Origin of the sequence: Micromonospora sp. A202, from assembly GCF_006715105.1 — a bacterium.
GTDB classification, from domain to species: domain Bacteria; phylum Actinomycetota; class Actinomycetes; order Mycobacteriales; family Micromonosporaceae; genus Micromonospora; species Micromonospora zamorensis.
The window spans coordinates 3,023,502-3,048,153 of record NZ_VFMP01000001.1; the positions used below are offsets into that span (position 1 = coordinate 3,023,502).

At 71.6% G+C, this 24,652-nt stretch carries 24 protein-coding genes; 12 read left to right on the forward strand and 12 right to left on the reverse strand.

Annotation, left to right across the window (positions count from 1 at the left end):
* Together FBZ33_RS14055 and FBZ33_RS14060 are read right to left on the reverse strand one after the other, a co-directional pair.
* Positions 1-1,158 (reverse strand): hypothetical protein, encoded by a 1,158-nt coding sequence (locus FBZ33_RS14055; protein WP_141909377.1) that lies wholly within the window; start codon positions 1,156-1,158, stop codon positions 1-3.
* Positions 1,159-1,184: 26 nt separating this feature from the next.
* Positions 1,185-2,549 carry an MFS transporter gene (locus tag FBZ33_RS14060; protein WP_099853471.1) on the reverse strand — a complete coding sequence of 455 codons (1,365 nt, stop codon included), beginning with the start codon at positions 2,547-2,549 and terminating at the stop codon, positions 1,185-1,187.
* Positions 2,550-2,606: 57 nt separating this feature from the next.
* Between FBZ33_RS14060 and FBZ33_RS14065 the strand changes: the two genes are divergently transcribed.
* The 3 genes from FBZ33_RS14065 to FBZ33_RS14075 are packed head-to-tail and all read left to right on the forward strand — an operon-like array spanning position 2,607 to position 5,447.
* Positions 2,607-3,254, forward strand: coding sequence for a TetR/AcrR family transcriptional regulator (locus FBZ33_RS14065; RefSeq protein WP_255508856.1), 648 nt, complete (start codon positions 2,607-2,609; stop codon positions 3,252-3,254).
* Positions 3,255-3,309: 55 nt separating this feature from the next.
* On the forward strand, positions 3,310-4,626 hold the full coding sequence (locus FBZ33_RS14070) for an NAD(P)/FAD-dependent oxidoreductase (protein WP_141909378.1): 1,317 nt from the start codon (positions 3,310-3,312) through the stop codon (positions 4,624-4,626).
* Entirely contained in the window at positions 4,623-5,447 is an 825-nt protein-coding gene (locus FBZ33_RS14075; protein ID WP_141909379.1) for an SDR family oxidoreductase, read from the forward strand. The genes FBZ33_RS14070 and FBZ33_RS14075 overlap by 4 nt, the downstream gene beginning before the upstream one ends.
* 10 nt (positions 5,448-5,457) lie before the next feature.
* Here FBZ33_RS14075 and FBZ33_RS14080 read toward each other — a convergent pair whose 3' ends face one another.
* Positions 5,458-6,108 carry a LysE family translocator gene (locus FBZ33_RS14080; protein ID WP_141909380.1) on the reverse strand — a complete coding sequence of 217 codons (651 nt, stop codon included), beginning with the start codon at positions 6,106-6,108 and terminating at the stop codon, positions 5,458-5,460.
* A gap of 229 nt (positions 6,109-6,337) precedes the next feature.
* On the opposite strand from FBZ33_RS14080, the gene FBZ33_RS14085 reads away from it, so the two are divergent.
* Positions 6,338-6,826 carry a DUF1992 domain-containing protein gene (locus FBZ33_RS14085; protein WP_141909381.1) on the forward strand — a complete coding sequence of 163 codons (489 nt, stop codon included), beginning with the start codon at positions 6,338-6,340 and terminating at the stop codon, positions 6,824-6,826.
* A 31-nt stretch (positions 6,827-6,857) separates the two neighbouring features.
* Positions 6,858-7,400 carry a GNAT family N-acetyltransferase gene (locus FBZ33_RS14090; RefSeq protein ID WP_141909382.1) on the forward strand — a complete coding sequence of 181 codons (543 nt, stop codon included), beginning with the start codon at positions 6,858-6,860 and terminating at the stop codon, positions 7,398-7,400.
* Between the two features lie 46 nt (positions 7,401-7,446).
* On the opposite strand, the gene FBZ33_RS14095 is transcribed toward FBZ33_RS14090, so the two are convergent.
* Complete coding sequence (locus FBZ33_RS14095; protein WP_185755301.1) at positions 7,447-8,022, reverse strand: maleylpyruvate isomerase N-terminal domain-containing protein; 576 nt, start codon at positions 8,020-8,022, stop codon at positions 7,447-7,449.
* 27 nt (positions 8,023-8,049) lie between these two features.
* On the opposite strand from FBZ33_RS14095, the gene FBZ33_RS14100 reads away from it, so the two are divergent.
* The gene (locus FBZ33_RS14100; RefSeq protein ID WP_141909383.1) at positions 8,050-9,108 is read left to right on the forward strand and encodes a helix-turn-helix domain-containing protein; all 1,059 of its coding nucleotides are present in this window, start codon (positions 8,050-8,052) and stop codon (positions 9,106-9,108) included.
* A 42-nt stretch (positions 9,109-9,150) separates the two neighbouring features.
* On the opposite strand, the gene FBZ33_RS14105 is transcribed toward FBZ33_RS14100, so the two are convergent.
* The 5 genes from FBZ33_RS14105 to FBZ33_RS14125 form a co-directional block, all read right to left on the reverse strand.
* Positions 9,151-10,950 carry a serine hydrolase gene (locus tag FBZ33_RS14105; protein ID WP_141909384.1) on the reverse strand — a complete coding sequence of 600 codons (1,800 nt, stop codon included), beginning with the start codon at positions 10,948-10,950 and terminating at the stop codon, positions 9,151-9,153.
* Between the two features lie 11 nt (positions 10,951-10,961).
* On the reverse strand, positions 10,962-12,251 hold the full coding sequence (locus FBZ33_RS14110; RefSeq protein ID WP_141909385.1) for an exo-beta-N-acetylmuramidase NamZ domain-containing protein: 1,290 nt from the start codon (positions 12,249-12,251) through the stop codon (positions 10,962-10,964).
* 9 nt (positions 12,252-12,260) lie between these two features.
* The gene (locus FBZ33_RS14115) at positions 12,261-14,078 is read right to left on the reverse strand and encodes a glycoside hydrolase family 3 protein (RefSeq protein ID WP_141909386.1); all 1,818 of its coding nucleotides are present in this window, start codon (positions 14,076-14,078) and stop codon (positions 12,261-12,263) included.
* A gap of 84 nt (positions 14,079-14,162) precedes the next feature.
* The gene (locus FBZ33_RS14120; protein ID WP_141909387.1) at positions 14,163-14,639 is read right to left on the reverse strand and encodes a hypothetical protein; all 477 of its coding nucleotides are present in this window, start codon (positions 14,637-14,639) and stop codon (positions 14,163-14,165) included.
* Between the two features lie 75 nt (positions 14,640-14,714).
* Complete coding sequence (locus tag FBZ33_RS14125) at positions 14,715-15,578, reverse strand: NAD(P)H-binding protein (RefSeq protein WP_141909388.1); 864 nt, start codon at positions 15,576-15,578, stop codon at positions 14,715-14,717.
* Positions 15,579-15,663: 85 nt separating this feature from the next.
* Between FBZ33_RS14125 and FBZ33_RS14130 the strand changes: the two genes are divergently transcribed.
* From FBZ33_RS14130 to FBZ33_RS14150, 4 genes are all read left to right on the forward strand, one after another.
* Positions 15,664-16,386, forward strand: a complete 723-nt coding sequence (locus tag FBZ33_RS14130) for a TetR/AcrR family transcriptional regulator (protein ID WP_141909390.1) — start codon at positions 15,664-15,666, stop codon at positions 16,384-16,386.
* 331 nt (positions 16,387-16,717) lie between these two features.
* Positions 16,718-18,142 carry a rifampin monooxygenase gene (rox, locus tag FBZ33_RS14135; RefSeq protein ID WP_221629543.1) on the forward strand — a complete coding sequence of 475 codons (1,425 nt, stop codon included), beginning with the start codon at positions 16,718-16,720 and terminating at the stop codon, positions 18,140-18,142.
* 128 nt (positions 18,143-18,270) lie between these two features.
* A complete protein-coding gene (locus FBZ33_RS14140) occupies positions 18,271-20,172 on the forward strand; it encodes a prolyl oligopeptidase family serine peptidase (RefSeq protein ID WP_141909392.1) in 1,902 nt (633 codons plus the stop codon).
* Positions 20,173-20,788: 616 nt separating this feature from the next.
* Complete coding sequence (locus FBZ33_RS14150; RefSeq protein ID WP_221629466.1) at positions 20,789-21,271, forward strand: NUDIX hydrolase; 483 nt, start codon at positions 20,789-20,791, stop codon at positions 21,269-21,271.
* A gap of 30 nt (positions 21,272-21,301) precedes the next feature.
* Here FBZ33_RS14150 and FBZ33_RS14155 read toward each other — a convergent pair whose 3' ends face one another.
* Positions 21,302-21,748, reverse strand: a complete 447-nt coding sequence (locus FBZ33_RS14155) for a hypothetical protein (protein WP_141909393.1) — start codon at positions 21,746-21,748, stop codon at positions 21,302-21,304.
* 155 nt (positions 21,749-21,903) lie between these two features.
* Between FBZ33_RS14155 and FBZ33_RS14160 the strand changes: the two genes are divergently transcribed.
* Positions 21,904-22,428, forward strand: coding sequence for an NUDIX hydrolase (locus tag FBZ33_RS14160; RefSeq protein WP_141909394.1), 525 nt, complete (start codon positions 21,904-21,906; stop codon positions 22,426-22,428).
* Between the two features lie 54 nt (positions 22,429-22,482).
* Here the strand turns inward: FBZ33_RS14160 and FBZ33_RS14165 are convergent, their stop codons facing one another.
* The gene (locus FBZ33_RS14165; protein WP_141909395.1) at positions 22,483-22,950 is read right to left on the reverse strand and encodes an HNH endonuclease; all 468 of its coding nucleotides are present in this window, start codon (positions 22,948-22,950) and stop codon (positions 22,483-22,485) included.
* Positions 22,951-23,109: 159 nt separating this feature from the next.
* Between FBZ33_RS14165 and FBZ33_RS14170 the strand changes: the two genes are divergently transcribed.
* Positions 23,110-23,331 (forward strand): hypothetical protein, encoded by a 222-nt coding sequence (locus FBZ33_RS14170; protein ID WP_141909396.1) that lies wholly within the window; start codon positions 23,110-23,112, stop codon positions 23,329-23,331.
* A 142-nt stretch (positions 23,332-23,473) separates the two neighbouring features.
* Here the strand turns inward: FBZ33_RS14170 and FBZ33_RS14175 are convergent, their stop codons facing one another.
* Positions 23,474-24,652 carry an epoxide hydrolase family protein gene (locus FBZ33_RS14175; protein ID WP_141909397.1) on the reverse strand — a complete coding sequence of 393 codons (1,179 nt, stop codon included), beginning with the start codon at positions 24,650-24,652 and terminating at the stop codon, positions 23,474-23,476.

The window sequence follows — 24,652 nt, forward strand, 5'->3', positions numbered from 1 at the left end:
TCATCGGGTGGCGTCGTCGGGAGTGGCAGCGCCGAGGCGCGCCAGCGCCAACGCCAGGTCGCTGACCTGGTCGCCGAGCTGCGCCACCCGCCGCTGGGCCAGGTCCCGGTCGGTCTCGGCGGCGTCGAGTCGTACCGTCAGGGCGGTGAGGCGGCCCTCGGCGGTCGCCGCGGCCTGCCGGGCCGCGGTCAGCTCGGCGGTCAGCGTGTCCCGCTGGGAGGCGGTGGCGGCCAGCTCCGCGCGCAGCCGCGCCGCGAGCTCCGCCGCCTCCTGCCGGGCGTCATCGGCCTGCACGGCCGCGACCTGCGCGCGGTCGCGGGCCCGGTCGGCCTGCTCCCGGGCGCGGGCGGCGTCGGCGGCCTCGGCGCGGGTCCGCGCGGCGTCGGCGCGGGCCTGCTCGATCTGGCGCCGCACGTCCTGCACCTCGGCCTGCCACCGGCCGGCCCGCTCGGTGGCCTCGGCGGCGGCCCGGGTGGCCCGCTCGGCGTCGGCGCGCGCCGCGTCGCGTTCCACGCTCAGGTCGGCCACCCGCTGCCGCTCGGCGTCGCGCTGCGCCCGCAGGTCGCGCACCTCGGCGCGGGCCTGGTCCCGGTCGCGTTCAGCCTGGGTGCGCAACGCCTCGGCGGCGCTGACGTCGTGGCGCGCCTGATCGCGGGCGGCCTCGGCGCGCTGTGCCCGCTCGTCGGCGGCGGTGGCCTGCCGGTGCGCCTGCTCGGCGCGCTGGCGGGCGTCGTCGGCCTCGGCGAGGGCCGCCCGGGCCTGCTCGCGGGCGCGCGCCGCGTCGGCGGCCGCGTTCTCGGCGTCGTCGCGGGCCTCGTCGCGTTCGGTCTGCGCCGCCGCGACCTCGGTGGCGGCCTCCGCGCGAACCTGGGCGACCTGCCGCTGCACACCCACCGGGGACAACTCGGCGTGCAGCGACTCGGTCAACGTCTCGACGATCTGATCGAGGCGGTCCACCGCCTCCCAGGTGCGGGCCACCTGCCCGGGCAGGCCGGGGGCATTGCGGTGCCGCATCCGGCTGTTGCGCGAGGCGCGCTGGCAGGCGCCGTCGTTGTCCCGGCAGTAGCGAAACGGCCGGCCCGCGCCGACACGCTGCGGCACCGGCGCTCCACAGTGGGCGCACGGGCGGGTTTCGGTGGTGGTGGGCTGGGCGTCCATCGAGGGCGAAGTCTAGTGCCGGCCGTTCACGTCGTCGTCCGGGCGGTCGCGTCCAGGGTGTAGCGGCGTTGCAGCAGCAGGGCCGCGAGCATCGCCACCGCCGGCAGCAACCCGAAGCCGTAGCGGACCGCCGCCAACGCCGCGTCCGGCTGCACCGGCGACTCACCGGCCGTGGAGGCCACGAAACCACCAACGGCCAGGCACAGGGCATAGGCGTACGGGCCGAGGGCGGCGCCGGTGGCCTCGGTGGCCGTCCACACCCCGGTGTAGGTGCCGGCGCCGGTGGCGGTCCCGTCCTTGGTGGTGGCGGCGCGGATCACGTCGGGCAGCATCGAGAACGGCAGCAGCTGCATGCCGGCGAACGCCACCCCGAGCACCGCCACCGCGCCGATCAGCACCGGCAGCCCGGCCGGTCGACCCACCGCCAGCACCAGCGACCCGACGGCGAACGCGCCCTGCGCGCCGAGCAGCGCCCGCTGCTTGCCGACGCGGCGGGCCACCACCAGCCAGACCGGGGTGACCAGCAGCGCCGGCGCGACGAACGCGGCCACCAGGACCGTGGTCAGGCCCGGGGCCCGGAGCTCGTACTCGGCGTAGTAGGGAACGCCGGCGAGCACCAGGTGGGTGGTGGTGGACATCGCCAGGTACGCGGCGACGAGCCAGCGGAACTGCCGGTCGCGCAGCGCGATGCGCAACGCCGGCCACCCGCCGTGGCCGGCCGGGGTCGGGTCCGCCGCCGAGCCGCGCAGCCGGGCGATGCCGACGACACCGACCAGCATGGCCACCAGCATCCCGACGGCGAGGACCACGCCCATCCGCTGGTAGCCGTCGCGGGTCGCGGCGTCGCCGCCGGTGAGCAGCGGGGCCAGCAGGCCGGAGACCAGGATGCCCAGGGTCAGCACGACCATCCGGAACGCCATCAGCCGGGTGCGTTCGTGGTAGCCGATCCGCAGGTCGGCCGGGGTGGCCAGGTAGGGGACCTGGTAGGCGGCGAAGAGCAGATTGCCGGCGATGAAGAACACCGCCACCCACGCGGCCGCCGGCGCGCCCGTCAGGCCGCCGGGCACCGCGAAGAGCGCCGCGAACGCGAGCGGCAGCGCGCAGCCGACCAGCAGCAGGCGACGCCGGTCGCCGCGTCGGGTCTGCTCGACGTCGGCGCGGTGCCCCACCCACGGGTGCAGCAGCACGTCGGCGATCTTCGGCAGCAGCAGCGCGAGACCGGCCAGCCACGGCCCGACGGCCAGCACGTCGGTGAGGAAGTAGAGCAGCAGCAGGCCGGGCACTGTCACCCAGACACCCATGCCGAGCGACCCGGCCGCGAAGCCCGCCAGGGGGCCGCGGGGCAGTGCCGCGTCGGTGGCGGCCACGGGCCGCCGGTCGAGCCCGGTCATCGCCGCATCCTCTCCGCAATCCAACAGTTGCTGGATTCTAGGGGCAGAATGGCGGCCATGACCATGCCCCGACGCCGTCCGGGTCGCCCGCGACGCGACGAGACCCGGCCGACCCGTGAGGTGGTGCTCACCGCCGCGACAGCGCTGTTCGCCGAGCGCGGCTTCGACGCCGTCGGGCTGCGGGAGGTCGCCGCAGCCGCCGGGGTCGACGTCGCCACGGTCGCGCACCACACGGGTACGAAGGCAGCGCTCTACGACGCCTGCTTCGCCCGGGTCTTCGCCGCCGAGCGGGAGGTGCTGACCGAGGCCGCCGAGCAGGCCCGCGCCGCCCTCGACGGAGGGCCGGACGCGGCGCGGCGGGCACTGCACCAGTTGGTCGACGTCTTCGTCGACTTCCTGGAGGACCGCCCCGAGACCACCGCGCTGTGGCTGCGTCGCTGGTTGGAACCGCAGCGGCACGCCGAGCTCGACCAGCGCTACGCCGAACCGTTGTACCGGCTGGTGGCGGAGCTGCTCACCGCCGCCGCTGCGGCCGGAGCGCTGGCCGAACCCACCCCGCACATCACCGTCCGGAGCCTGGTGTGGGCGACGCACGGGCATGTGGTGGCGCTGGCCGCGGGTGCACCGGGCGCTCGGGAGCGGCGTGAGTTCCGGGCGTTCGTGCATCGTCTGCTCGACGGGCTCTACGGGCGGTCGACGACTTGACGGGCCGCCGCCCGCCGACGATTATCCATCGGACGTTGGATTAAAGGGGGCGGCGATGGGCGTACCACCCAGGGTGGCGGTGATCGGCGCCGGCGCTGCCGGGCTCGCCGCGGTCAAGGCGCTGCGCGACGCCGGTGTCCCGGTGGTGTGCTTCGAGAGCACCGACCAGGTCGGCGGCCTCTGGGTGTACGGGGCACCCGACTCGCCCGCGTACCGGACGCTGCACCTGAACACCAGCAGGGGCCGCACCCAGTTCGCCGACCACCCGATGCCCACAGACTGGCCCGACTATCCCGACCACCGCCGGGTCGCCGGTTACCTCGCCGACTACGCCGACCGTTTCGGGCTGGGCGAGGACATCCGGCTGCGCCACACCGTCGAACAGGTCACCCGGGACTCGGCAGGCACCTGGACGGTGACAGCCCGCGGGCCGGACGGGCCGGTCGAGGTCACCGTCGACGCCGTGGTCGTCGCCAACGGGCACAACCGGGTGCCCCGGCTGCCCCACCCCGCGTACCCCGGCACCTGCACGGCCGAGCAGATCCACAGCCACGACTACCGGGGTCCGGAGCAGTTGGTCGGCAGACGGGTCCTCGTCGTCGGCGGCGGCAACTCCGCGATGGACATCGCCGTGGACGCCTCGTACGCCGCCACCCGCACCCTGCTGTCGTTGCGCCGGGGTGTCTGGGTGGTGCCGAAGTACCTGCTGGGTCGCCCCTCGGACACCCTCAACGGGGCGCTGGCCCGCCGGTTGCCGTGGCGGCTGCGTCAGCGCATCAGCCAGACGATGCTCACCGCCACCGTCGGCAGCCCGGCCCGCTACGGGCTGCCCGCGCCGACGCACGGTTTCCTCCAGGACCACCCGACGCTCTCCGACGGGCTGCTGTCGCGGCTGACCCACGGTGACGTCGAGGCCCGGCCCGGCGTCGCCGCCCTCGACGGCGACCGGGTCGAGTTCACCGACGGTCGCAGCGACAACGTCGACCTGATCGTCTGGTGCACCGGCTACCGGGTGGAGATCCCGTTCCTCGACCCGGCGCTGCTCGGCGGGGGCGCCGACACCCTGCCGTTGTACCGGCACGTGTTCCACCCGGACGCCCCCGGCCTGAGCTTCGTCGGGCTGATGCAGTCCACCGGTTCGGCGTTTCCCCTGGTGGAGGCTCAGGCCAAACTGATTGCCGCGAACCTCGCCGGCCGCTACGCGCTGCCCGATGAGGACCGGCAGCGGGCCGTCTGCCGCGCCGAGCTGCGGGCCGCGACCGCCCGCTGGGGTCAACGCCGCCCGGCGATGCGCGTGGACTTCGACGCCTACCTGGCCGAGCTGACCCGGGAACTGGCCGCCGGGACGCGCCGGGTCGGGGCGGGGCAGTGAGCCGCCGGACGCTGACCGGCCGCCGGGTGCTGGTGACCGGGGCCAGCGGCACCTTCGGGCGACACCTCGGGGCCGCGCTGACCGCCGCCGGCGCCCGGGTCGTGGGCCTCGACCTGCACGCGCGACCCGACGACGACCTGCCGGTGCTCGGCTGCGACCTGACCGACCCGGACGCCGTCGCGCCGGCGGTGGGCGCCGCCGTCGACCAGCTCGGCGGGCTCGACCTGCTGATCAACAACGCCGGGGTGGGTGGCCCCGCCCCCGCCGAGTTGCCGCCCGACGAGGTGGTCCGCCAGCAACTGGAGGTCAACCTGCTCGCCGCCTGGCGGACCACCGCCGCGGCCCTGCCCCCGCTGGTCGCCGCCCGGGGGAGGGTGATCTTCGTGTCCAGTCGGATGGCGGTGCTGCCACTGCCGCTCGCCGCCGCGTACGGGGTCAGCAAGCGGGCCCTGGTCGCCTACGCCGACGCGCTTCGCCACGAGGTGGGCAGCCACGTGGGGGTGAGCGTCGTCTACCCGAGCATGGTCGCCTCACCCATCCACGACAGCACCGCCGAGGCGGGCCTGTCCCTGCGGGGCGTGTCCCGCCCCGAGCCGGTCGAGGGGGTGGTCGCGGCGATCCTGCGCGCCGCCACCGCCCGCCGGGCGCCCCGGGACGTGGCGACCACCACCCGTGGACGCCTGGAGATGGCCGTCGGCCGGCACGCGCCCGCGGTGGCCGACCGGCTGGTCCGCCGTACCCTCGCGGCCCGGCTCGCCGCCGGTGACCTGGATGCCGCGCCGCTGGCCGCCGGGATGCTGCGCCGCCACCGGGGGCAGTGACCGTCGGGTGTCAGGGTGTGGCGACCGCCGCGCGGGAGCGGTCCGTGGCGATCCGGACGGCCAACGCGGCGAGGGCCGTCCCGGTCACCCACCGCTGCACCCGCAGCCACACCGGCCGGCGCGCGAAGAAGCCGGCCAGCGCCCCGGCGCTGAGCACGATCAGCGCGTTCACGCTCAACGCGACGGCGATCTGGGTCAGGCCCAGCAGCAGACTCTGCATGGCCAGGTGCCCCCGCGCCGGGTCGATGAACTGCGGTAGCAGCGACACGTAGAGGATGGCGATCTTCGGGTTCAGCAGATTGGTGATCAGGCCCATGGTGAACAGCTTCCGAGGCGGGTCCGGCGGCAGCGGGGTGGGCGCGAACGGCGAGTGGCCGCCCGGGCGCACCGTCCGCCAGGCCAGCCACAGCAGATAGCCGGCCCCGGCCAGCTTCACCACCGCGTACAGCGTCGGCACCAGGACGAAGACCGCGGCCAGGCCGGCGACCGCCGCGACCAGGTAGACGCCGAACCCGGCGGCCACCCCGAGCAGCGAGATCAGCCCGGCCCGGCGGCCCTGCGCCACCGAGCGGGACACCAGGTAGACCATGTTCGGGCCGGGCGTGAGCACCAGCCCCAACGCCACCAGCGTGATGCCCAGCAGTGCACCCGTACTCACCACGACGCTTCCCCCGTTCGGTAGTCCCCACACCGACCGTAATCGGGATGAACATCCCAACCCAGGGCCACCTGGCAGGCCGTGGCCTGCGATCCGGGGTGATCCACCCGCGTTCGGCGCAACGCCAGCACCGTCGGCGGGAATGCTCACCGTGGCGGGCGCGCTGACCCCTGGCAAGTGCGTGTCGCCGGCCGGAGGCGGCGCGTTACGGTGGCCAGGGAGGTGCCGCACGGTGACCGAGGCGTGGGAAGCGTCAGTGGAGGCGAAGATCCAGGATGCCGTTCAGCGCGGCGAGTTCGACGACCTGCCCGGCATGGGCAAGCCGATCCCCGGTCGGGGGGCGCCGTACGACGAGGCGTGGTGGATCAAGAGCTTCCTGGAGCGCGAGGCGCTCCCCAGTGACCTGCTCCTGCCCACGTCGCTGCAACTGCGCCGACGCATCGAGCAGGTCCCTGACGAGGTTCGTGACCTGCCCACCGAGCAGTCTGTCCGCGACTTCGTGGGGCAGTTGAACGCGCAGATCGTGGCGTGGCTGCGCTTCCCCGACGACGGCCCCCGGGTCGCGGTGCGCCCGGTGAACACCGAGGACGTGGTCCGCCGCTGGCGCGCCGAACGGGCCCGCCCCAAGGTCACCTCGACCGCCACCGAACCGGCGACCGTTCCGACACCGTCGCGCCGGCCCCGCCGCAGCTGGTGGCGGCGGTGGCGCCGACGGGGCTGACCCCCGGCCACGACCACGGCAGACTGTGCCGATGCTGATCGAATCGCGGTCACCCGACATGCCCTCGACGCCGGGAGTCGCGCTGCGTCCCTGGTGCGCCGACGACCTGAATGAGCTGGTGCGGGCGTACCAGGATCCGATCCTGCGCCGCTGGACCAGAGCTCCGGTGACCACCGCCGCCGAGGCCCGGCGGTGGCTGGACGGCGCACAGCGGGACTGGGCCGGCGGCCGGCGGTACACCTTCGCCGTCCTCGAAGAGCAGGCCGACGGCGTTCGGCTGGTGGGCAACGTGGTGCTCAAGGGGGTCACGCCGCAGCGCCCGGCTCCGGAGGTCGGCTACTGGACGGCGTCGTGGGCACGCGGCCGCGGCGTCGCCCCTCGCGCGGTCACCGCGCTGAGCCGCTGGGCGTTCGACCGGTTCCCCGAGGTGACGCGTCTCGACCTGCTGCACCAGGTGGACAACGTCGCGTCCTGCCGGGTGGCGCAGAAGTGCGGCTTCGTGCTCCAGGAGATCCTGCCGGCCCGGCCGCCCTTCCCACTCGACGGCCACCGCCACACACTCGACGCCGGCTAGTGGTCGCCCCGACAGGCGACCACCCACCCCTCGACGCTGGTGCGAGTCAGTCGACTGCGGCGCGCCAGACCCAGGACGTACGCCGGGCCCGGCCGGGCAGCTCGCCGCGGCCGGTCATCCAGAGCAGCACCTCGGGTGCCGCCCCGGCCGGGGCGTCCGGGAAGAGTCGCCGCAGCACCAGCGCGCTCAGCCGCTGCGGCGGCTGCCACCGCACACCGAGACCGAGGGTGACGTCGTGGGTGTGCAGCACGGTCTCGGCCACGCCCATGGCGGCGAAACCGGCCGGATCGCACGGACCGAAGTGCCAGGCCCGCGCGCCCGGCGGGGCGGCGTCGACGGCGGCGGCGAGCAGACCGGCGCAGGCCCGCACCACGGTGAGCACCTGCGTCGGGCTCGCGGCGGGGGAGACCCGCAGGTCGTACGGCAGGTAGCCGTCATCCGGGTGGCCGGTGACCTGGCCCGCGTACGCGAGAAGGTCGTGCGCGACGTGCGCCGCGGTGGTCCAGCAGCTCCAGCTCAGCGAGCCGGCCGGCACCGACCAGTCGCGTTCCCGGTGTGGCAGCAGCACCCGGGTCATCTCGTCGGCTGCCTCCCGCAGGTCAGCGCCGGTCACCGCCGACATTCGCCAACCCACCGGGCAGCACCGGGCGTGGGAATCCGGTCATGGGTAAAGGGCGTCGAGGCATGCAAGAATCCATCTTCGCATGTGGGGGAGGTGAACGGAATGTTGCCCAACCTGGTGGTGGACACGACCGTGGTGCCTCCGGCGGACAGGTTCGCCTTCTGGTATGCCCTGGTCGCCCAGGAGACGGCGCCCGCGCACATCAGCAGCGGTCACCTGGACAACTTCGTCGCGTACGCGCAGGCCATCGATCTCGGCCGCATTCGGATGACCTCGCTGGGCTACCCGTCGTTGGACTCGATCCGGCCCACGAAACTGGTCCGCCGAACCGAGGGGGACTTGTATCAACTCGCGCTACCACTGACGGGTCACAGCACCCTGATCCAGGACCGCACCGAGTCCACGCTGGAAGCCGCGAACCATTTCACGCTCTTGGACACCGCGCGACCGCACGTCGCCCGGCATCGCGCGGACGGCCCCGGTCTCGCCACCGCGATCACCGTGCAGATACCGCACGCGGCGCTGCCCCTGGCGCCGGACCGTCTCCGCCGCCTGTTGGCCACGCCGATGCCGTCGCACCTCGGCGTCGGCGGGCTGTTGGCCCACCACCTGCGGAGCATCGCGGCGCACCCGGAGCAGTTCGAGCCGGCTCAGGCAGAGATCCTGGGCGGGGTGGCGGTGGACCTGCTCACTGCCGCGCTCGCTCAGTACCTCGACGTCGAGGACACCTTGTCACCGGAGGCGCGGCAGACCGCACTGCGGGCCCGGGTCGTCGATTTCATCGACCGCCACCTCGACAGTGACGAGCTCAGCCCTCGCAGCGTCGCCGCCGCCCACCACATCTCGCCGCGGTCGCTGCACCGCCTGTTCGAGGCGGAGGCGACGACGGTTGCCGAGCTCATCCGCGCCAAGCGCCTGGAGCAGTGCCGGCGTGATCTCGGCAACCCGCTGCTGCGGCAGCCGATCCAGGCCATCGCCGCCCGTTGGGGTTTCCCGGACAAGGCCCACTTCAGCCGCCTCTTCCGTGCCCACTACGGACGTTCGCCGCAGGAATACCGCACAGGCGTCTATCGCCAGGATCGGTGACCCGCCCCGACGACCTCGCAGGGACGCTGCGACAGTGCAACGTCAGCTCCGCGCCGGTGACCACCCGTCGGCGACGAACCGGGGGGCGTCGGGACCCTCGCCCGAGAAGAGGACGCCGTGCCGGTCCGCTGCCACGACCCGGTCGACGTAGACGCCACGCCCCTGCCCGGAGCCGTCGGTGCTGCTGCTCCAGCGCAGGTGGGTGGCCTGATCGGGCAGCGCCACCGTGACCTGCCACCACACGCGGCCCCCGTAGCCGGTGACCGTGCCGTCGGCGCTCCACCGACGGGCGGCATCGCGGAGCTGCATCGTCGCCGGCACCCAGGTCAGGCCACCGTCGGTGGAGACCTCGAATCGCGCGTTGTCAAAGCGGGGCTCCGTGTCGTACCAGAGCAGGAAGCTCGCCGTCCCGCCACGGCCGGGCCGACGCAGCGGCGCCGTGAGCGTGCTCGTCGCCGAGTCGCGTGGGTCGGCCCGCCAGGCGCTGGCCGAGCGCGGCCGCACCGGCAACGCCTCCGCGAGGTCACGCGCGACGGCCCGTCGGGCGACGTTGTTGCTGCCCCAGCCCCGGTCCGGGTGCACCCGGTTGCTGAGCATGACGACGAACGAGTGGGAGAGCGGGTCGATGACGATCGACGTTCCGGTGAAGCCGGTGTGCCCGAAGGCCACCGGCGAGGAGAGCCCCATCATGTACCAGTGCTTGTTCAGCTCGAAACCGAGCCCGCGGTCGCTCTCCGGGTAGGCCGACTCCAGCGGCGCGTTGTAGTTGACCAGCATCTCGCGCACCGTTTCCGAGCGCAGGATCCGCCGGCCCAGGTATTCGCCGCCGTTGAGCAGCGACTGGCAGAGCACGGCCAGGTCCGCGGCCGTGGAGAAGACCCCGGCGTGCCCGGCCACCCCGCCGAGCGACCACGCGTTCTCGTCGTGCACCTCACCCCACACCATGCCCCGTCCCGCGTACGGCTGGTATTCGGTCGCGGCGATCCGCGACCGCCGCTGCGGACCGGGGTTGTAGCCGGTGTCGGTCATGCCCAGCGGCCCGGTCACGCCGTCGCGGACGAGGTCGGCCAGCGGCCGACCAGTCACCCGCTCCAGCAGGACTCCCAGCGCGATCAGCCCCAGGTCGGAGTAGACGTACTGGCCACCGGGCGTCGCCCCGGTGGCCAGCGGCGTGGCGAGCGCGGCGGCGAACCGCTCGGCCGGTGTCGGGTACCTGCTCCACAGTGGTGTGAACGCGGGCAGACCCGATGTGTGGGTGAGCAGCATCCGCACGGTCACCGTCGCCTTGCCGCCGGCGGCGAACTCCGGCACGTACCGGGCGACCGGCGTGTCCAGCTCCACCCGTCCCCGCTCCACCTGCTGCATGGCGACGATCGTGGTGAACAGTTTCGACACCGACGCCAGGTCGAAGATGGTGTCGCGGCGGGTCGGAATCTGCTGGTCGGCGGGGAGTTCCACACCGACCAGGTCGGGCGGTGGTCCCACCGCGGAGTATTTCACCGCGCTGCCCACGGCGGCGTGCTGGACGATCACGCCGTCCTTGGCGGCCAGGATCACCGCGCCGGCGTACGCCGGGTAGCCGGGGTGGTCCGGGGTCGGGCGCAGGTACGCCGCCAGGTCGGCGGGCATGCGATCCACCTGGTCGGGGAGCAGTCCGACCTGGCGGGCGCTGCCACGCCGCAACGTGTCGTGGCGGAACTGGATGTCGGCGGGGGTGACGGTCGGCGGACCGGACGACGGTGTCGCGGCGGCTGCCCCGGTGGCGGGCAGCGCCGTGCCCAGGGTCACCAGAGCCAGACCGAGCGCGAGTGAGCGGAGCGGACGACGAGTCGACCTGGTCATGACCGCGCTCCTCAGTAGAGCAGGTAGGGCCGGCGTTGCCGGTTGAAGGTGGCCAACTCCTCGGCCCAGGCGCCGACGACGTCGTCCACGTCAGCTCCGGCGTCGATCTGGGTCCGCAGCCGCGGCGATCCGGTGAGCTTGTCGATCCAGTACGGGCGCACGGTGTCCCACGAGTCGCGTCGCCAGGCGAACGCCGGGTACTTGTGGGCCTCCACGAGCATGGCCACGCCCGCGCGGATCGGGTCGTACACCGCCGGGTCGACGACCTTGACCTCGACGCCGGCGCAGAGCTTGTTGAGCAGGTCTGGCTTCTGCCCGGCCGAGGTCGGCGAGAAGTACGCCTCGCGGAACTCGACCCCGGGCAGGTTCCGGGCGTTGAGCCGGTCACCCCAGTGGTGGTCGAAGTCCGTCGCCAGCCCGCCGATCAGTTCGAACGGACGAGTCGTGCCGCGCCCCTCGGTGATCGAGGCGACACCCTCGAACAGCCCGGTGCCCGGGTAGACCAGCGCGGTGTCCGGGGTGGGCATGTTCGGGCTGGGCATCACCCAGGGCACGCCGGTGTCGGCGGCGAGGGCGTCGCGCTTCCAGTGCCGGCAGCGGACCACGTGCAGGTCGACCGGTCGTCCCGCCTCGGCCGGCAGGAACGTGGCGTTGAAGAACCGGGCCAGCTCCCCGACGGTCATCCCGTGCTGCTGGATGATTTCCTTCAGGCCCACTCCCGAGGTGTACGGGCTGGTCATCAACGGCCCGTAGGCCCGCCCGCCGATCGGGTTGGGCCGGTCCAGCACGACGTAGCGTTTGCCGACCCGGGCCGCGGCGACCATCGAGGTGTACATCGTCCAGATGTAGGTGTAGAAGCGGACTCCGACGTCCTGGATGTCGAAGACCACCGTGTCCACCCCGGCCTCGGTGAACATGGCCTCCCACCGGGCCTGCGAGGCGCCGTACGCGTCGTACACCGGTATGCCGGTGCGTGCGTCGACGCCGGTTCCCTCGCTGCCACCGGCCTGGGCGGAGCCGCGGAAGCCGTGCTCGGGGCCGAACGCCGCGACCAGTCGCACCCGACCGGAGCCGTGCATCAGGTCGACGAGGTGCCGGTAGGACGCGTCGACACCGGTCGGGTTGGACACGACGCCCACACGCTGACCGGTGAGTTCGGCGAACCCGGACGACACCAGCTCGTCGAGGCCGGTGCGAACCCGACGGGCACGGGAGCCGGCCGACGCCGGTCCTGCGCCGAGCGTCCCCGCCCCCAGCGCGCCCGCGCCGACCGCGCCGATGAGGAGATTCCTCCGCTGCATGCTTGCCTCCTACCAGCTCAGGCCGTGGCCGTAGGGGTAGAGCACGGAGCCCGTCCCCTCGGCCGTGGGGATCGTGACGGGCAGCCGTCCGCTCGGGGACAACTCGCCGTGCAGCGCGCGGACGAGGGCGTCCATCGCCGCGCGGGTGTACGAGTACGTCGCCAGGTAGGTGGTGACACCCGGCAGGTAAGCGATGTCGTACGGGTCGCGGACGGCCACGACGACAACGGGTTTCCCGGTGCCGAGCAGCGCAGCGACCAGGCGCTGCTGGGTGGCTCGCGGGTCGGTGACGGCGGTGTCCCACGCCTTGTTCACGAGCACGACGGTGAGGTCGTGCTCGGCGGCCTGGCTCGCCGTGGCGGCGATCGTCGCGTCGGAAGGCAGGGTCGCCGGTCGGGCGGTGGCACGGGCACCACGCGCGGTGAATCCGGCGGCGACCGTCGCGACCGGGGCGAAGGCAGCGCTGTCCCAGCCGGTGATCAGGACCGACCGGTCGGCGTGGGGCAGGGGCAGCACTCCGGCGTCGTTGCGGACGGCGGTGAGCGTGGGGTCGGTGACCCGGGTGACGGCGGCGAGGTGCTCCGGAGCGCCGACGGTCCGCACGGCCTTCTCCACGTCGACCAGCGGGGAGCGGGCCAGTCCCTGGCGATACTTCACGCCGAGGATGCGTCGGACCGACTCGTCGATCCGACGCTCGGTGAGCTCGCCGGTGGCGACGGCCCGCAGCACCGCGTCCCGCGCCAGCGCGAGGTTCGGCGGCATCAGGAGCTGGTCGGCGCCGGCCTTGAGCGCCAGGACGGGCACCCGCTCGTCACCGTACTTCGCCCGTACGCCAGCCATGTTGAGCGCGTCGGTGACGATGACGCCCCGGAAACCGAGCTCGCCACGCAGCACGCCGGTGAGGATCGTGGGCGACAAGGTCGCGGGGTCGCCGGACGGGTCGAGCGCCGGGACCACGATGTGCGCGGTCATGATCGTGTCGACACCGGCGCGGATCGCCCGCCTGAACGGCGGCGCGTCGATCCGATCCCACTCGGCGCGGCTGTGGTTGATCACCGGGAGACCGGTGTGGCTGTCGGTGGCTGTGTCGCCGTGACCGGGGAAGTGCTTCGCCGCGGCGGTCACCCCGGCCCGGTCCTGGAAACCGGTGACCTGGGCGGCGGTGAGGTCGGCCACGAGGGTGGGGTCGGCGCCGAAGGACCGCACCCCGATCACCGGGTTGCCCGGGTTGACGTTGACGTCGGCGATCGGCGCGTACGGCTGTCGGATGCCGACGGCGCGCAGCTCGCGTCCGGTGACCTCCGCCGCCGTCCGGGCGGCCTGGGCCGACCGCCCCGCGCCCAGGGCCATCGACCCGGGGAACTGGGCGGCGGGGGAGGGCATTCGCACCACCGCGCCCTGCTCCTGGTCGGTGGAGATGAGCAGCGGCACCCTGCCCTTCGCCCCGTCGCCGCGGGCGGCCCGCTGGAGGCCGTTGGAGAGGGTCGCGATCTGCCGGGGACTGTCCAGGTTGTGTGACCAGGAGAAGTAGCAGACGCCGCCCAGGTCGTACCGCTCGATCACCTCGCCCGGGGTCTCCACCCCGAAGGCGGCGAGGTTCGCGGCCCGGTCTGTGGCGCTGGGGTCCACGGCGTCACCGCCGTAGACGTAGGTGGCGAAGAGTTGGCCGACCTTCTGCTCCAGGCTCATGTGTCGCAGCGTGGACGTCACCCAGCCGTGCTCGGCATTCGGCGGGCGCGCCGGCGTGGCGGCCTGGGCAGGGAGGGAAGCGAGGGTGGCCACCAGTGTGGCCGCCCAGGCGGTCGCGGTAACGAGTCGGGTCTGCATAGACGCCTCTCAGTCCGGGTGGCTGAAACTTAGCTACACCTCAGCCGCCCGTCAAGAAGACAACCTACAGATAACCGTCGAGCGTCACGGCCGCGCGTCGGTCGGGTCGTCCGCGGCGAACTCGCGGATGGCGGCGCGGATGGCCTCGCCGTACGGGTCGTCGGACAGGTGCGTCAGGTGTTCGCCGGCTCGGGCCAGGTGCTCCCGGGCCTGGGCGGGGTTGCCCAGGCGCCGGTGGCAGTCGGCCAGGTTCAGGTACAGCGACGGCAGGAACGCCTGGACCTGGAGCGAGGACAGGTAACGCTGGGCGCGCTCGTCGGTCAGGTCGGACACGGCGGCCAGGGCGCGCTCGTCCCACACCAGCTCCGCGTCGGTGGTGTCCTGCAGATCGGCGAGGTAATGGGCGAGGGTGCAGCGGTGGAAGGCGTCGCCGGTGGGGCCGATCTCGTCCCACAGTGCGGTGAGGGCGTCCCGGGCGAGAGCCTTCTGCCCTGATCGGCCGAGCTGCACCGCCGCACCGATGCGGGTCATGGTCGGGTCGGGTGTCGGCTGGTTGTCCATGTCGCCGATCGTCGGGCCTCGACCCGGTCGAGGGTCAACTCAGCGGCTCGCAGGCCCGGTGCTCGCCAGCACGCATCACCGTTGGGAGACGATGGCCTCGAGCACCGAACGGACGGACGCCGGTCGACGACCGATGATGGTTTCCAGCGTCGGGTCGGTGACAGCGAACTCTCCCCGTCGCGCTGCGCGGTACAGGCCGAGGGTGAAGTCGGCGGCTGCCGCGGGCATGCCATGCGCGACGGCATCGGCCTTCCACTCGTCGTCGCCGACGACCACCCGGGCGATGGTGCGGCCCGTGATCCCGGTGAGGAGCCCGGCCACCGCTTCGAGGTCGAGCGCCTCCGCCGCGGTCAGCGCGGGCGTGATGCCATCGAGCAGGCCCTCCTCGGCCATTGCGATGGCTGCGGCCTCGGCCAGGTCGGAATGCGCGGTCCAGGACACCGGCCCGTCCGCCGGCGCCACGAGTTGCCCGGTCTCCAGCGCCGCACCGATGGAGTAGCTGAGCGTGCTCACGTAGAACCCGTTGCGCAGTGCGGTGAAGGGAACCCCCAGTCCGGCCAGGTGCTCCTCGGTCGCGGCGTGCGTGGGCTGGGGGGCGAACAGCGAGTCCCTGGAGGCGGCCTGGTGGCTGGTGTAGAGGATCCGTTTGGCTCCCGCGGCCCGGGCGGCGTCGATGGCGGCGCAGTTCGCGACGATCGCGCCGCTGCCGCGGATGGCGGTGGACACGACGAGGACCTTCTCGGCACCCTCGAAGGCGTGCTCCAGCGTGGCTGGGTCGGTGAAGTCCCCGGCACGCACCCGGACACCGCGCTCGGCGAGGCCCGCGGCCTTGTCGACGTCGCGCACGCTCACGCCCACGGCCTCGGGTGGCAGCCGGTCGAGGAGCAGGTCGACGATCTGGGACCCGAGCTGACCAGTGGCACCGGTGACGACCAGCATGATGAACGCTCCTTGTTATCGGTGATTCGCCTCCGACGTTAGCACCGATATTCCGCAGATAACAAGGCGCTGTTAGCATCGGTTCATGGTGACGACGCAGGACACGGCATCTCGCGACGACGTCCGCTCCAGCATCGTCGCGGCAGCCACCCAACTGCTGCGCGCGAAGGGCGCGAACGCGGTGACGACGCGCGCCGTCGCCCAGGCCGCAGGGGTGCAGGCTCCGACCATCTACCGCCTGTTCGGCGACAAGGACGGCCTCATCGACGCCGTCGCCGAACATGTCATGGCCACCTACGTCAGCGGCAAGTCGGTCGCGGCGGACGTCGCGGCGGGTGACCCGGTCGCGGACCTGCGCGCCGGATGGCGTACGCACGTGGATTTCGGCCTGGCGAACCCCGAGCTGTACGCGCTGATCGCGACGCGGGGGAGCGGCGCACCCTCGCCGGCGACGGTCGCGGGCCTCGACGTGCTGCGTCGCCGCGTTCGGCGACTCGCCGCAGCCGGCCTTCTGCGGGTCGACGAGCAGCGCGCACTATTGATGATCCACTCTGCGGGCAACGGAACCATCCTCACTCTGCTGGGAGTGCCCCCGGAGCAGCGCGATCCCGGTCTGAGCGAGGCCATGCTCGACGCTGTGCTCACCAGCATCCTGGCGACAACTCCGGCGACACCCGACACGGCCACGAACGCTGTCGCGGTGACATTCGCGGCGGTGCTGCCCGACCTCCCAGGGCTCACCGACGCCGAACGCGCGCTGATGACCGAGTGGCTCCACCGATCGCTGACCCGCCCGCAGGACCGCTGACGGCGACAGGGCGAGCGCCGCGCTCGCCGCGCGGACGAGAAGGCGTAGGCCCGTGACCATGACTGAAAAGAGCTGGCGGGACGATGGTCGGGCTTGTAGCTTGCAGGTGACGTGACCCGCCCGAGGAGGTGAGACCCATGAACGATGCAGCGATGTGGGTGCTCCCCCTTCCCGTCACGACCGGGCGATTGACGTAGGTGTCGCCGGGAGCGCCCCGCCAACAAGGCCCTCCCGAAAGGCAACACCCATGCGCCCTCAACAATTCACCGGCGAGCCCGCGTCTCAAAACGGGGTCGAGTCGCCGTCCACCAGTGCGGATCGCACGCCCCTCATCTTCGACGTGATCATTGCCGGGTGTGGGCCGACCGGTGCGATGCTGGCCGCCGAACTGCTGCTGCACGGCGTACGGGTCCTCGTGGTGGAGAAGGAAACCGAGCCCGCCTCGTACGTCCGTATCGTCGGTCTGCATGTCCGCAGCCTCGAACTGCTCGCCATGCGCGGCCTGCTGGATCGCATCCTCCCGCACGGCAGGCAGCGGCCGGCCGCCGGCTTCTTCGCGGCAATCGCCAAACCCGCACCGAAAGACCTGGATTCCGCGTACGCCTATCTGCTGGGTATCCCGCAGCCAGTCATCGTCGGTCTGCTCGAAGAGCATGCGATCGAACTGGGCGCGCAGGTTCGGCGTGGTCGCGCGGTCGTCGGCATCGAGCAGGACGACCACTGTGTGACCGTCGAGCTGACCGACGGGGAGCAACTGCGCTCGCGCTATCTCGTCGGCTGTGACGGCGGGCGCAGCGCGGTGCGCAAACTGCTCGGCGTCGGCTTTTCCGGGGAGCCTGCCCGGACCGAGACGCTGATGGGCGAGATGCAGGTGGGCGCGCCGCAGGAGGAGATCGCCGCCACGGTGAACGCGATCCGCGGAAACCATCACCCCTTGTGGCTCCGACCCGCAGGCAACGGGTTCTACAGCGTCGTGGTCCCCGCCGCGGGAGTCAGCGACCGTGCGGTGGCGCCCACCCTCGAGGATTTCCAACAACAGTTGCGCACAATCGCCGGAACCGATTTCGGTGTGCGCTCCCCGCGCTGGTTGTCCCGCTTCGGGGACGCCACCCGGCTGGCCGATCGATACCGGGTCGGCCGCGTCCTCCTGGCCGGCGATGCCGCCCACATCCATCCGCCCATCGGGGGACAGGGCCTCAACCTGGGCGTTCAGGACGCCTTCAACCTCGGCTGGAAACTGGCCGCGCACATCCGGGGCTGGGCACCGGAGGCTCTGCTGGACACGTACCAGGCCGAGCGTCATCCGGTCGCCGCGGACGTGCTGGACAACACCCGAGCCCAGATGGAGTTGCTGTCCCCCGAACCAGGCCCGCAGGCCGTACGCAGGCTGCTCACCGAGCTGATGGACTTCGACGAGGTGAACCGCCACCTGATCGAGAAGATCACCGCGATAGGCATCCGGTACGACTTCGGCGCGGGCCCTGACCTGCTCGGCCGCCGCCTGCCCGACGTCGCCCTGAAACAGGGCAACCTCTACGGTCTGTTGCATCGCGGCCGGGGCCTGCTGCTGGACCGCACCGAACGCCTGACCGTCGGCGGCTGGTCAGACCGGGTCGATCACCTGACGGATCCCACCGCGGAGCTGGACGTCCCCTGTGTCCTGCTGCGCCCCGACGGGCACGTCGCCTGGGTTGGTGACGATCAGCAGAGCCTGGACCAACACCTCTCCCGCTGGTTCGGCGAGCCCGCCCACTGAGTTCAAAGCCGGCCTGGTTGAGTACGGATGCCGCACTCAACCAGGCTGGCCCGGCCGGTGCGGGTCTGGTGCCTTGACCCAGCAGCGGGTCGGTCGCGTGTGCCCTGTGGATGCTGCAGACTCATCGCATGACGGGTCTGACCGCCGAGGTCGTGGTCGACGGTTGTGCCCCGCAGACCCCGGCGCTGGCCCCGAACGGGCGCCTGCTCTGCTACGTCCTCGCTCCCATCAGCCGGGCCGGTGACCACCTCGACACCGAACTCTGGCTCGCCGGCACCGATGACGCCGTCGCACCGCGTCGGGCGACAGCCGACACCGCAACCGAGTCCCGGCCGCTCTGGTCGGCCGACTCGGAGACGCTGTTCTTCCTGTCCGACCGCGCCGACCGCGGCACCCCGCAGCTACACAGATTCACCCCCTCCAGCGGTGTGGTGAGCACGGTGACCACCTGGCGAGCCGGCGTCATCGACCACCTGCCGCTCAGCGGCCCCCACCTGATCGCTCTGCTCGCGAAGGACGAACCCACCGAGCAGGACGCGCGCCGAGCCCGGGACCGAGACGATGCCATCGTCGTCGGCGAGCGCGAATCGCGTGCCCGTTTGCGGATGCTCGACCTGCGCACCGGCCGGGTCACCACCCCGGGTGTGTTCGGCGACCGGCACGTCGTGGAACTGTGCCAACGTCCCGGCGGCGGCCCACTTGCCGTGCTCACCTGGGCCAGCGCCGACAACGACCACGGCCCGCGCATGGGCCAACTGCACCTGTTCGACTCCACGACCGGGAGTGCGGAGAACCTTGGCCCGGTCGCGGCCGACGCACGATCTCTGGCCTGGTGGCCGGGCGAGGACGGTTGGCACCTCGGTTACGTCGCGCTCACCCCGCCGGTGCTGCAGGCCGGCACCGCCGTGTTCGACCTGGCCGTGGACAGCCGCGTCCTGCGCAACCGGACAGCTGGTCTCTCGATGTGCCCCACCCAGCTCTGCCAGACCGGTGCCGCCCCGCTGCTGGTGTGCGCCGACGGTCTGAACACGACACTGGCCCGGCTCGACCCCGCCGGCCTCACCACCCTGTCGCATCACCCCGGACGCCTCGACAACGTCACCACCACTCCAACCGGCACAGAGATCGCCGCCATTTCCGGCACCCGCTATCAACCCCCGAACGTTCACATCGGGCCGTCGACCGGGCCGCTGCGAAGAATCACCAACACCCGCCCGGACCTGGACGGCATCGCACTCGGCACGCAACAACCGCTGGCCTACCGCGCCGCCGACGGCCTCGATCTGGACGGTTTGCTCGTGCTGCCGGTCGGAAGGTCCGCATCGGAAGGCCCGTTCCCGCTGGTCACGATCGTGCACGGAGGCCCCTACGAGCGCTACGCCGATCGGTGCCAGTTGTTCTGGTTCCCCAGCGCGCAGTGGCTGGCCGCCGCCGGCTACGCGGTGTTCCTGCCCAACCCGCGCGGCGGCCAGGGCCATGGTCACCAGTTCGCTGCCAGCGTCGCCGGCCGGGTCGGAGGGCAGGAGTGGACCGACATCCTGACCGGCATCGACCTGCTCATCGCTCAGGGCATCGCCGACCCCGACCGGCTGGGCATCGCTGGTTGGAGTCACGGCGGCTTCATGTCCGCCTGGGCCGTCGGCCAGACCGACCGCTTCCAGGCCGCGCTGGTCGGTGCCGGCGTCGTCGACTGGGGCATGCTCGCCGCGACCGGGGAGAACGGCCAGTTCGAAGCCGCGCTCGGTGGCAGCACCGGCTGGTCCGGCATCGGCCCACACCCCCATGACGCGGTCAGCCCGATCTCCTTCGCCAGCCGCATCCGCACCCCGGTGCTCATCCTGCACGGTGCCGAGGACACCAACGTTCCCCTCGGGCAGGCCGTGTACCTCCACCGGGCGCTGCGCCACTTCGATGTCGAGCACGAGTTCGTGATCTACCCGAGAGAGGGCCACTCGGTCCGGGAACGCAACCATCAACTCGACGTCCTGCGCCGGACCCGCGCCTGGTTCGATCGCTGGCTCCGACCCTGAGCGGGCGCGTGGATCAGACGTCGTCGCTTGCCTGAGCTGACCTCAGGACCTTCAGATCCTTGAGACCTCGGGTCAACTCACCCACTCGCGCGCCGCCACAAGCTCCTCTTCGCCGTCTGGGCACATTAACGGTTTGCCGGTAACAGTAATCCGATAATTAGCTGCCACAAAGGGGGCGAAGCGGGCATGCATCATAATGACAGTTCTTGTGCGTAATGCTTCAGGATGTTGTGGGGATGCTCCTGAAGCGACCCGATGCCCAGCTCACGTGCTCACTCAGCCGCTTGCGGGAAGGGCTTCAGCCCACCTGCCGGCCGTGATGTGCGCCCAGGCCCGCCCGGCGACCTTTTGGTACACGCCCGCTGGCTGCCGTAACCGCGCACGATCAGGCAGCCGTCGTCTCGCCGGCCCGAACGACCGATGAGGTACGCGCGCAGGGCTAGGTCAGCGCTCTGACAGACCCGATCAGGTGGGAAGCCGCCAAGCGGCTCAGGTCGGTGATCGGCCTTGCGCGCCGGCAGCCTGACCGCCGAAATCCCAGGAGAATCGTTCTGACAGAACCGTTCAACCCGTTCGAGGGCAGCGCTTCCCCCGAGACTGCGACATCCTGGTCACTGTGATCACGCAACGGCTCCGGGTTGCCGCGTACGCGGTGTGTCTACGGGATGAGGACGTGCTGCTCGCCCGTTGGGTTTCGCCCGACGGTGCGCGGCGGCACTGGACGTTGCCCGGCGGCGGGGTCGAGCACGCCGAGGATCCGTTCGACGCCGTCGTGCGGGAGGTGACTGAGGAGACGGGGTACGAGGCGCAGGTCGAGCAGTTGCTCGGTGTGAATTCGCGTACGAGGAATGTGGAGCGCAACGACAGGGATGTTGTCGAGCTGCACATGCTGGCCATCTTCTACCGGGCCCGGATCGTTGCCGGTGAGCTTCGATCCGAGACGTGCGGCACGACGGACCTGGCGCAGTGGACACCCGTGGCACAGGTCTCGACCCTGGAGCGCTCCGTCGTCGTCGACGTCGGGCTTGAGCTGCACCGCAGTGCGCCGCCGACCGGGCACGTGGAGACGATCCAGACGACCGGACTCCTGCGGCACTGATCGCGGGGCGACGTCCTGGTCGATGAGCGATCAGCGACCGCACCAGGCCCGGGCCGAAGCGGTGCGGAGCAGCAGCCCGCTGACGAGCAGGGCCAGCACCGCCAGCAGCCCGCCCAGGATCCCCACGATGACAACGGGTTCGACCGGCGGCGTGATCAGCGGCCCGAGGCGCGGCCCGAACAGCAGCATCGTCCCGGCACCACCGAGAAAGGCGAGCCCGACGCCCACGGCGAATCGCTGGGCCACCCGCCACGCGGTCGGGCCCCCGCGCCGGAGGCCCCAGAGCAGGACACCGACGGCCACCGTGCAGCCACCCAGGGCGAGCCAGTTCCCGGCGCCGCCGACCTCGGCCAGGAGCGCGATGTCAACGGCAAGCACGTACACCCACCAGAACGCGAACAGCAGCACGCTGGCGCTGATGCTGGGCGGTCGCCGACCGGTGGCCGCCGGGCCAGGGCGCAACGGCTCAATGATCATCGCTGGATCATACGGACCGGTCACCCCGCGCGACGTGCGCCAGGTCCGCATGACCGAGGTACGCGGTCAGGCGCTTGAGGACTAACGCCTTCGCGACGCTGGCCTCCTGGAGCAAGAGGTTTCCTCCGATGCAGTTGATCTGTGAGCATCGTGCGATGGAGCGCTTGGACAGTCGGACCGTCTACACCAACGCCTGGATGACCGTCCGGGAGGATCGCGTCCGCCGGCCAGACGGCTCGACTGGCATTTACGGGGTGGTGGAGAAACCGGACTCTGCGCTGGTCCTGCCCCGCTGGGCTGAGGGCTTTTGGCTGGTCGAGCAGTTCCGCTACCCAGTTGGCCGGCGAGCCTGGGAGTTCCCTCAGGGCAGTTGGGGACACGGGGTCAGAGGCGACGCCGACGCGCTGGCTCGTCAGGAGTTGGCCGAGGAGACCGGACTGCGTGCGGAGACGGTCACCCATCTCGGGCACCTGTACGAGGCGTACGGCTTTTCCACCCAGGGCTTCGACGTCTACCTGGCCACCGGGTTGACCGAGGGAGAACCGGACCGCGAGGCGACCGAGCAGGACATGGTGCACCGGTCGTTCACCGACGTGCAGATCCGTGCCATGGTGTTGGCTGGCGAAATCGTCGATGCGCCGTCGCTGGCTGCGCTGACCCTCTACGCAATGTCCCGTTGACCCCGCTGCTCGACTCACGCCAGACGGCTCCCGGGGCCGCAGTGTCCCGCGCGCTCAGCCCACCTGCCGGCCGTACGCGGCCCGTGCTGCGGCAACCTCTTCGGACTGCCGTACGCGCCACCTCTTCTGCGCCTCGCTGTTGCACACTCGACACACAGTGCGGTAGCGACCACTCGTCGGATCGATCTCTCGCTCGTGCCCGTTTCGGCACCGCGGCTGCTGGGTGCGGTTGCGGCAGTTCTCGGCGTGGGTCACCTGCTGGAGATGGGTGGGTTCGATGCAGTCCGGCGCGCCACACAGGTGGCGCACGTCCAACCCGGGGTCGTATCTACCGACGAAGACAACGTAGGCCGTAATGTGCGCCCAGGCCCGCCCGGCGACCTTCTGGTACACGCCCCGCTGGCTGCCGTAACCGCGCACGATCAGGCAGCCGTCGTCTCGACGCACCGAACGACCGATGAGGTACGCGCGCAGGGACTCCTCAGTGAAATGTCGGGACAAGCCCTTCACCTGCGACAGCATCTCACCAGGCTAGATCAGGGGGCCGCGCGTGGGTGACGAGGACCGGCCGGGTGGACCGGCGTGAGCGAGCGACCCGCCGGTCCTGGCCGAGTTGGTCCCCGCGTTGCTGGTCGGCGCTCGATAGATTGGCGGCCATGTCGTCACTGGCAAGCTGGACGGGTGGGAGTCGCTGTCGCCGGACTGGCGCCCGCAATCGTCGGCGGCGACCCGGACGGGTGGGAAGACGCCAAGAACGAGATGCAGCGGGTCATCGGGGAGTGGGACGCACCGGCGATGACCTCGGACAACTACTGGGACGGCCTCTCGTGGGACATCGCCACCGGCAACTGCCACCCGCTAAAGAACGGCCATCTAACATCCCTCAAGCCCTCGTGGCATTGACACTCAGACATGTCATCACCCGTCTTTGACAAACGGGTTAACAGAAATGCACCCGTGCCGCCGCGCGATCTTCCACGCGACCGTTTCTGAGAGGAACCGCTTCGTCGCCTCGATCCGGAAGAGGCGACGGCTGTCCGGCCCGTCAGGAAGCCCGCGCCGACCGGAAGGTCGTCCGGATCTGATCGGTGAGGATGCCGGGCTGCTCGAGGGCGGCGAAGTGTCCACCGCGGTCGAGCTGAGCGTAGTGCAGCACGGTCTCGTAGCGTGCTTCGATCCAGCGCCGGGACGCCTGCACGGCCTCGCCGGGAAAGATGCTGAACCCGGCGGGGACGGGGTTCGGCCCCCACGAGCCGGCGCTCATGGCGTTGCTCTGTCGGTCCTCCCAGTACAGCCTGGCGGAAGACGCCGCGGCGTTAGGCAGCCAATAGAGCATGATGTCGTCGAGGATCTCATCACGGTCGACGACCTTTTCGGGGTTGCCGTCGCTGTCGGTGACGTCTTGGAAAAGGGTGTAGATCCAGGCGGCGAGGCCGGTCGGAGAGTCCGCGAGCGAGTAGCCGATCGTCTGTGGCCTGGTCGCCTGCTCCCGGGCGTACCCGTCAAGTTCGCTCTGGTAGCGCTGGGCGCGCGCCATCATCTGCTGCTCTTCCCCGGTGGCCGAGCTCATCTCCTGCGGGGTGGGGAACACCAGCGGCAGGTTGAAGTGAATGCCTCGGCTCCGCTCGGGCGCTTTGCGGGAGATCTGTTCGACGACGGCCGCACCCCAGTCGCCGCCCTGGGCGAACCAGCTGTCATAGCCGAGGCGCTGCATGAGGGTGATCCACGTGTCGGCGACGCGGGAGATGTTCCAGCCAGTCGTGGTGGGTTTGTCGGAGAACCCGAAGCCCGGCATGGAAGGGATCACGACGTGGAAGGCGTCCTCGGCGTTGCCGCCGTGGGCGACCGGATCGGTCAGCGGGCCGATCAGGTGCCGGAACTCCAGGACCGAGCCGGGCCAGCCGTGGCACAGCAACAGCGGTGCTGCGCCGGGCTCGGCCGAGCGCACGTGCAGGAAGTGGACGCCGATCCCGTCCAGGACGGTGCGCGATGAGCCGAAGCTGTTGATGGCCCGCTCGGTGCGCCGCCAGTCGTAGCCGGTGGCCCAGTGGTCACAGAGTGCCCGGATGCGGTCGAGTTGCGGTCCCTGGCTGGTGTCGCCGACGGTCTCACGGTCGGGCCAGCGGGTGATGGCGAGGCGGTGCAGCAGGTCCTGCAAGTCTTGCTCGGGAATTGCGATGGGAGACGACGTCACGACATCGTTGGTGAGGGAAGAGGTAGGCAT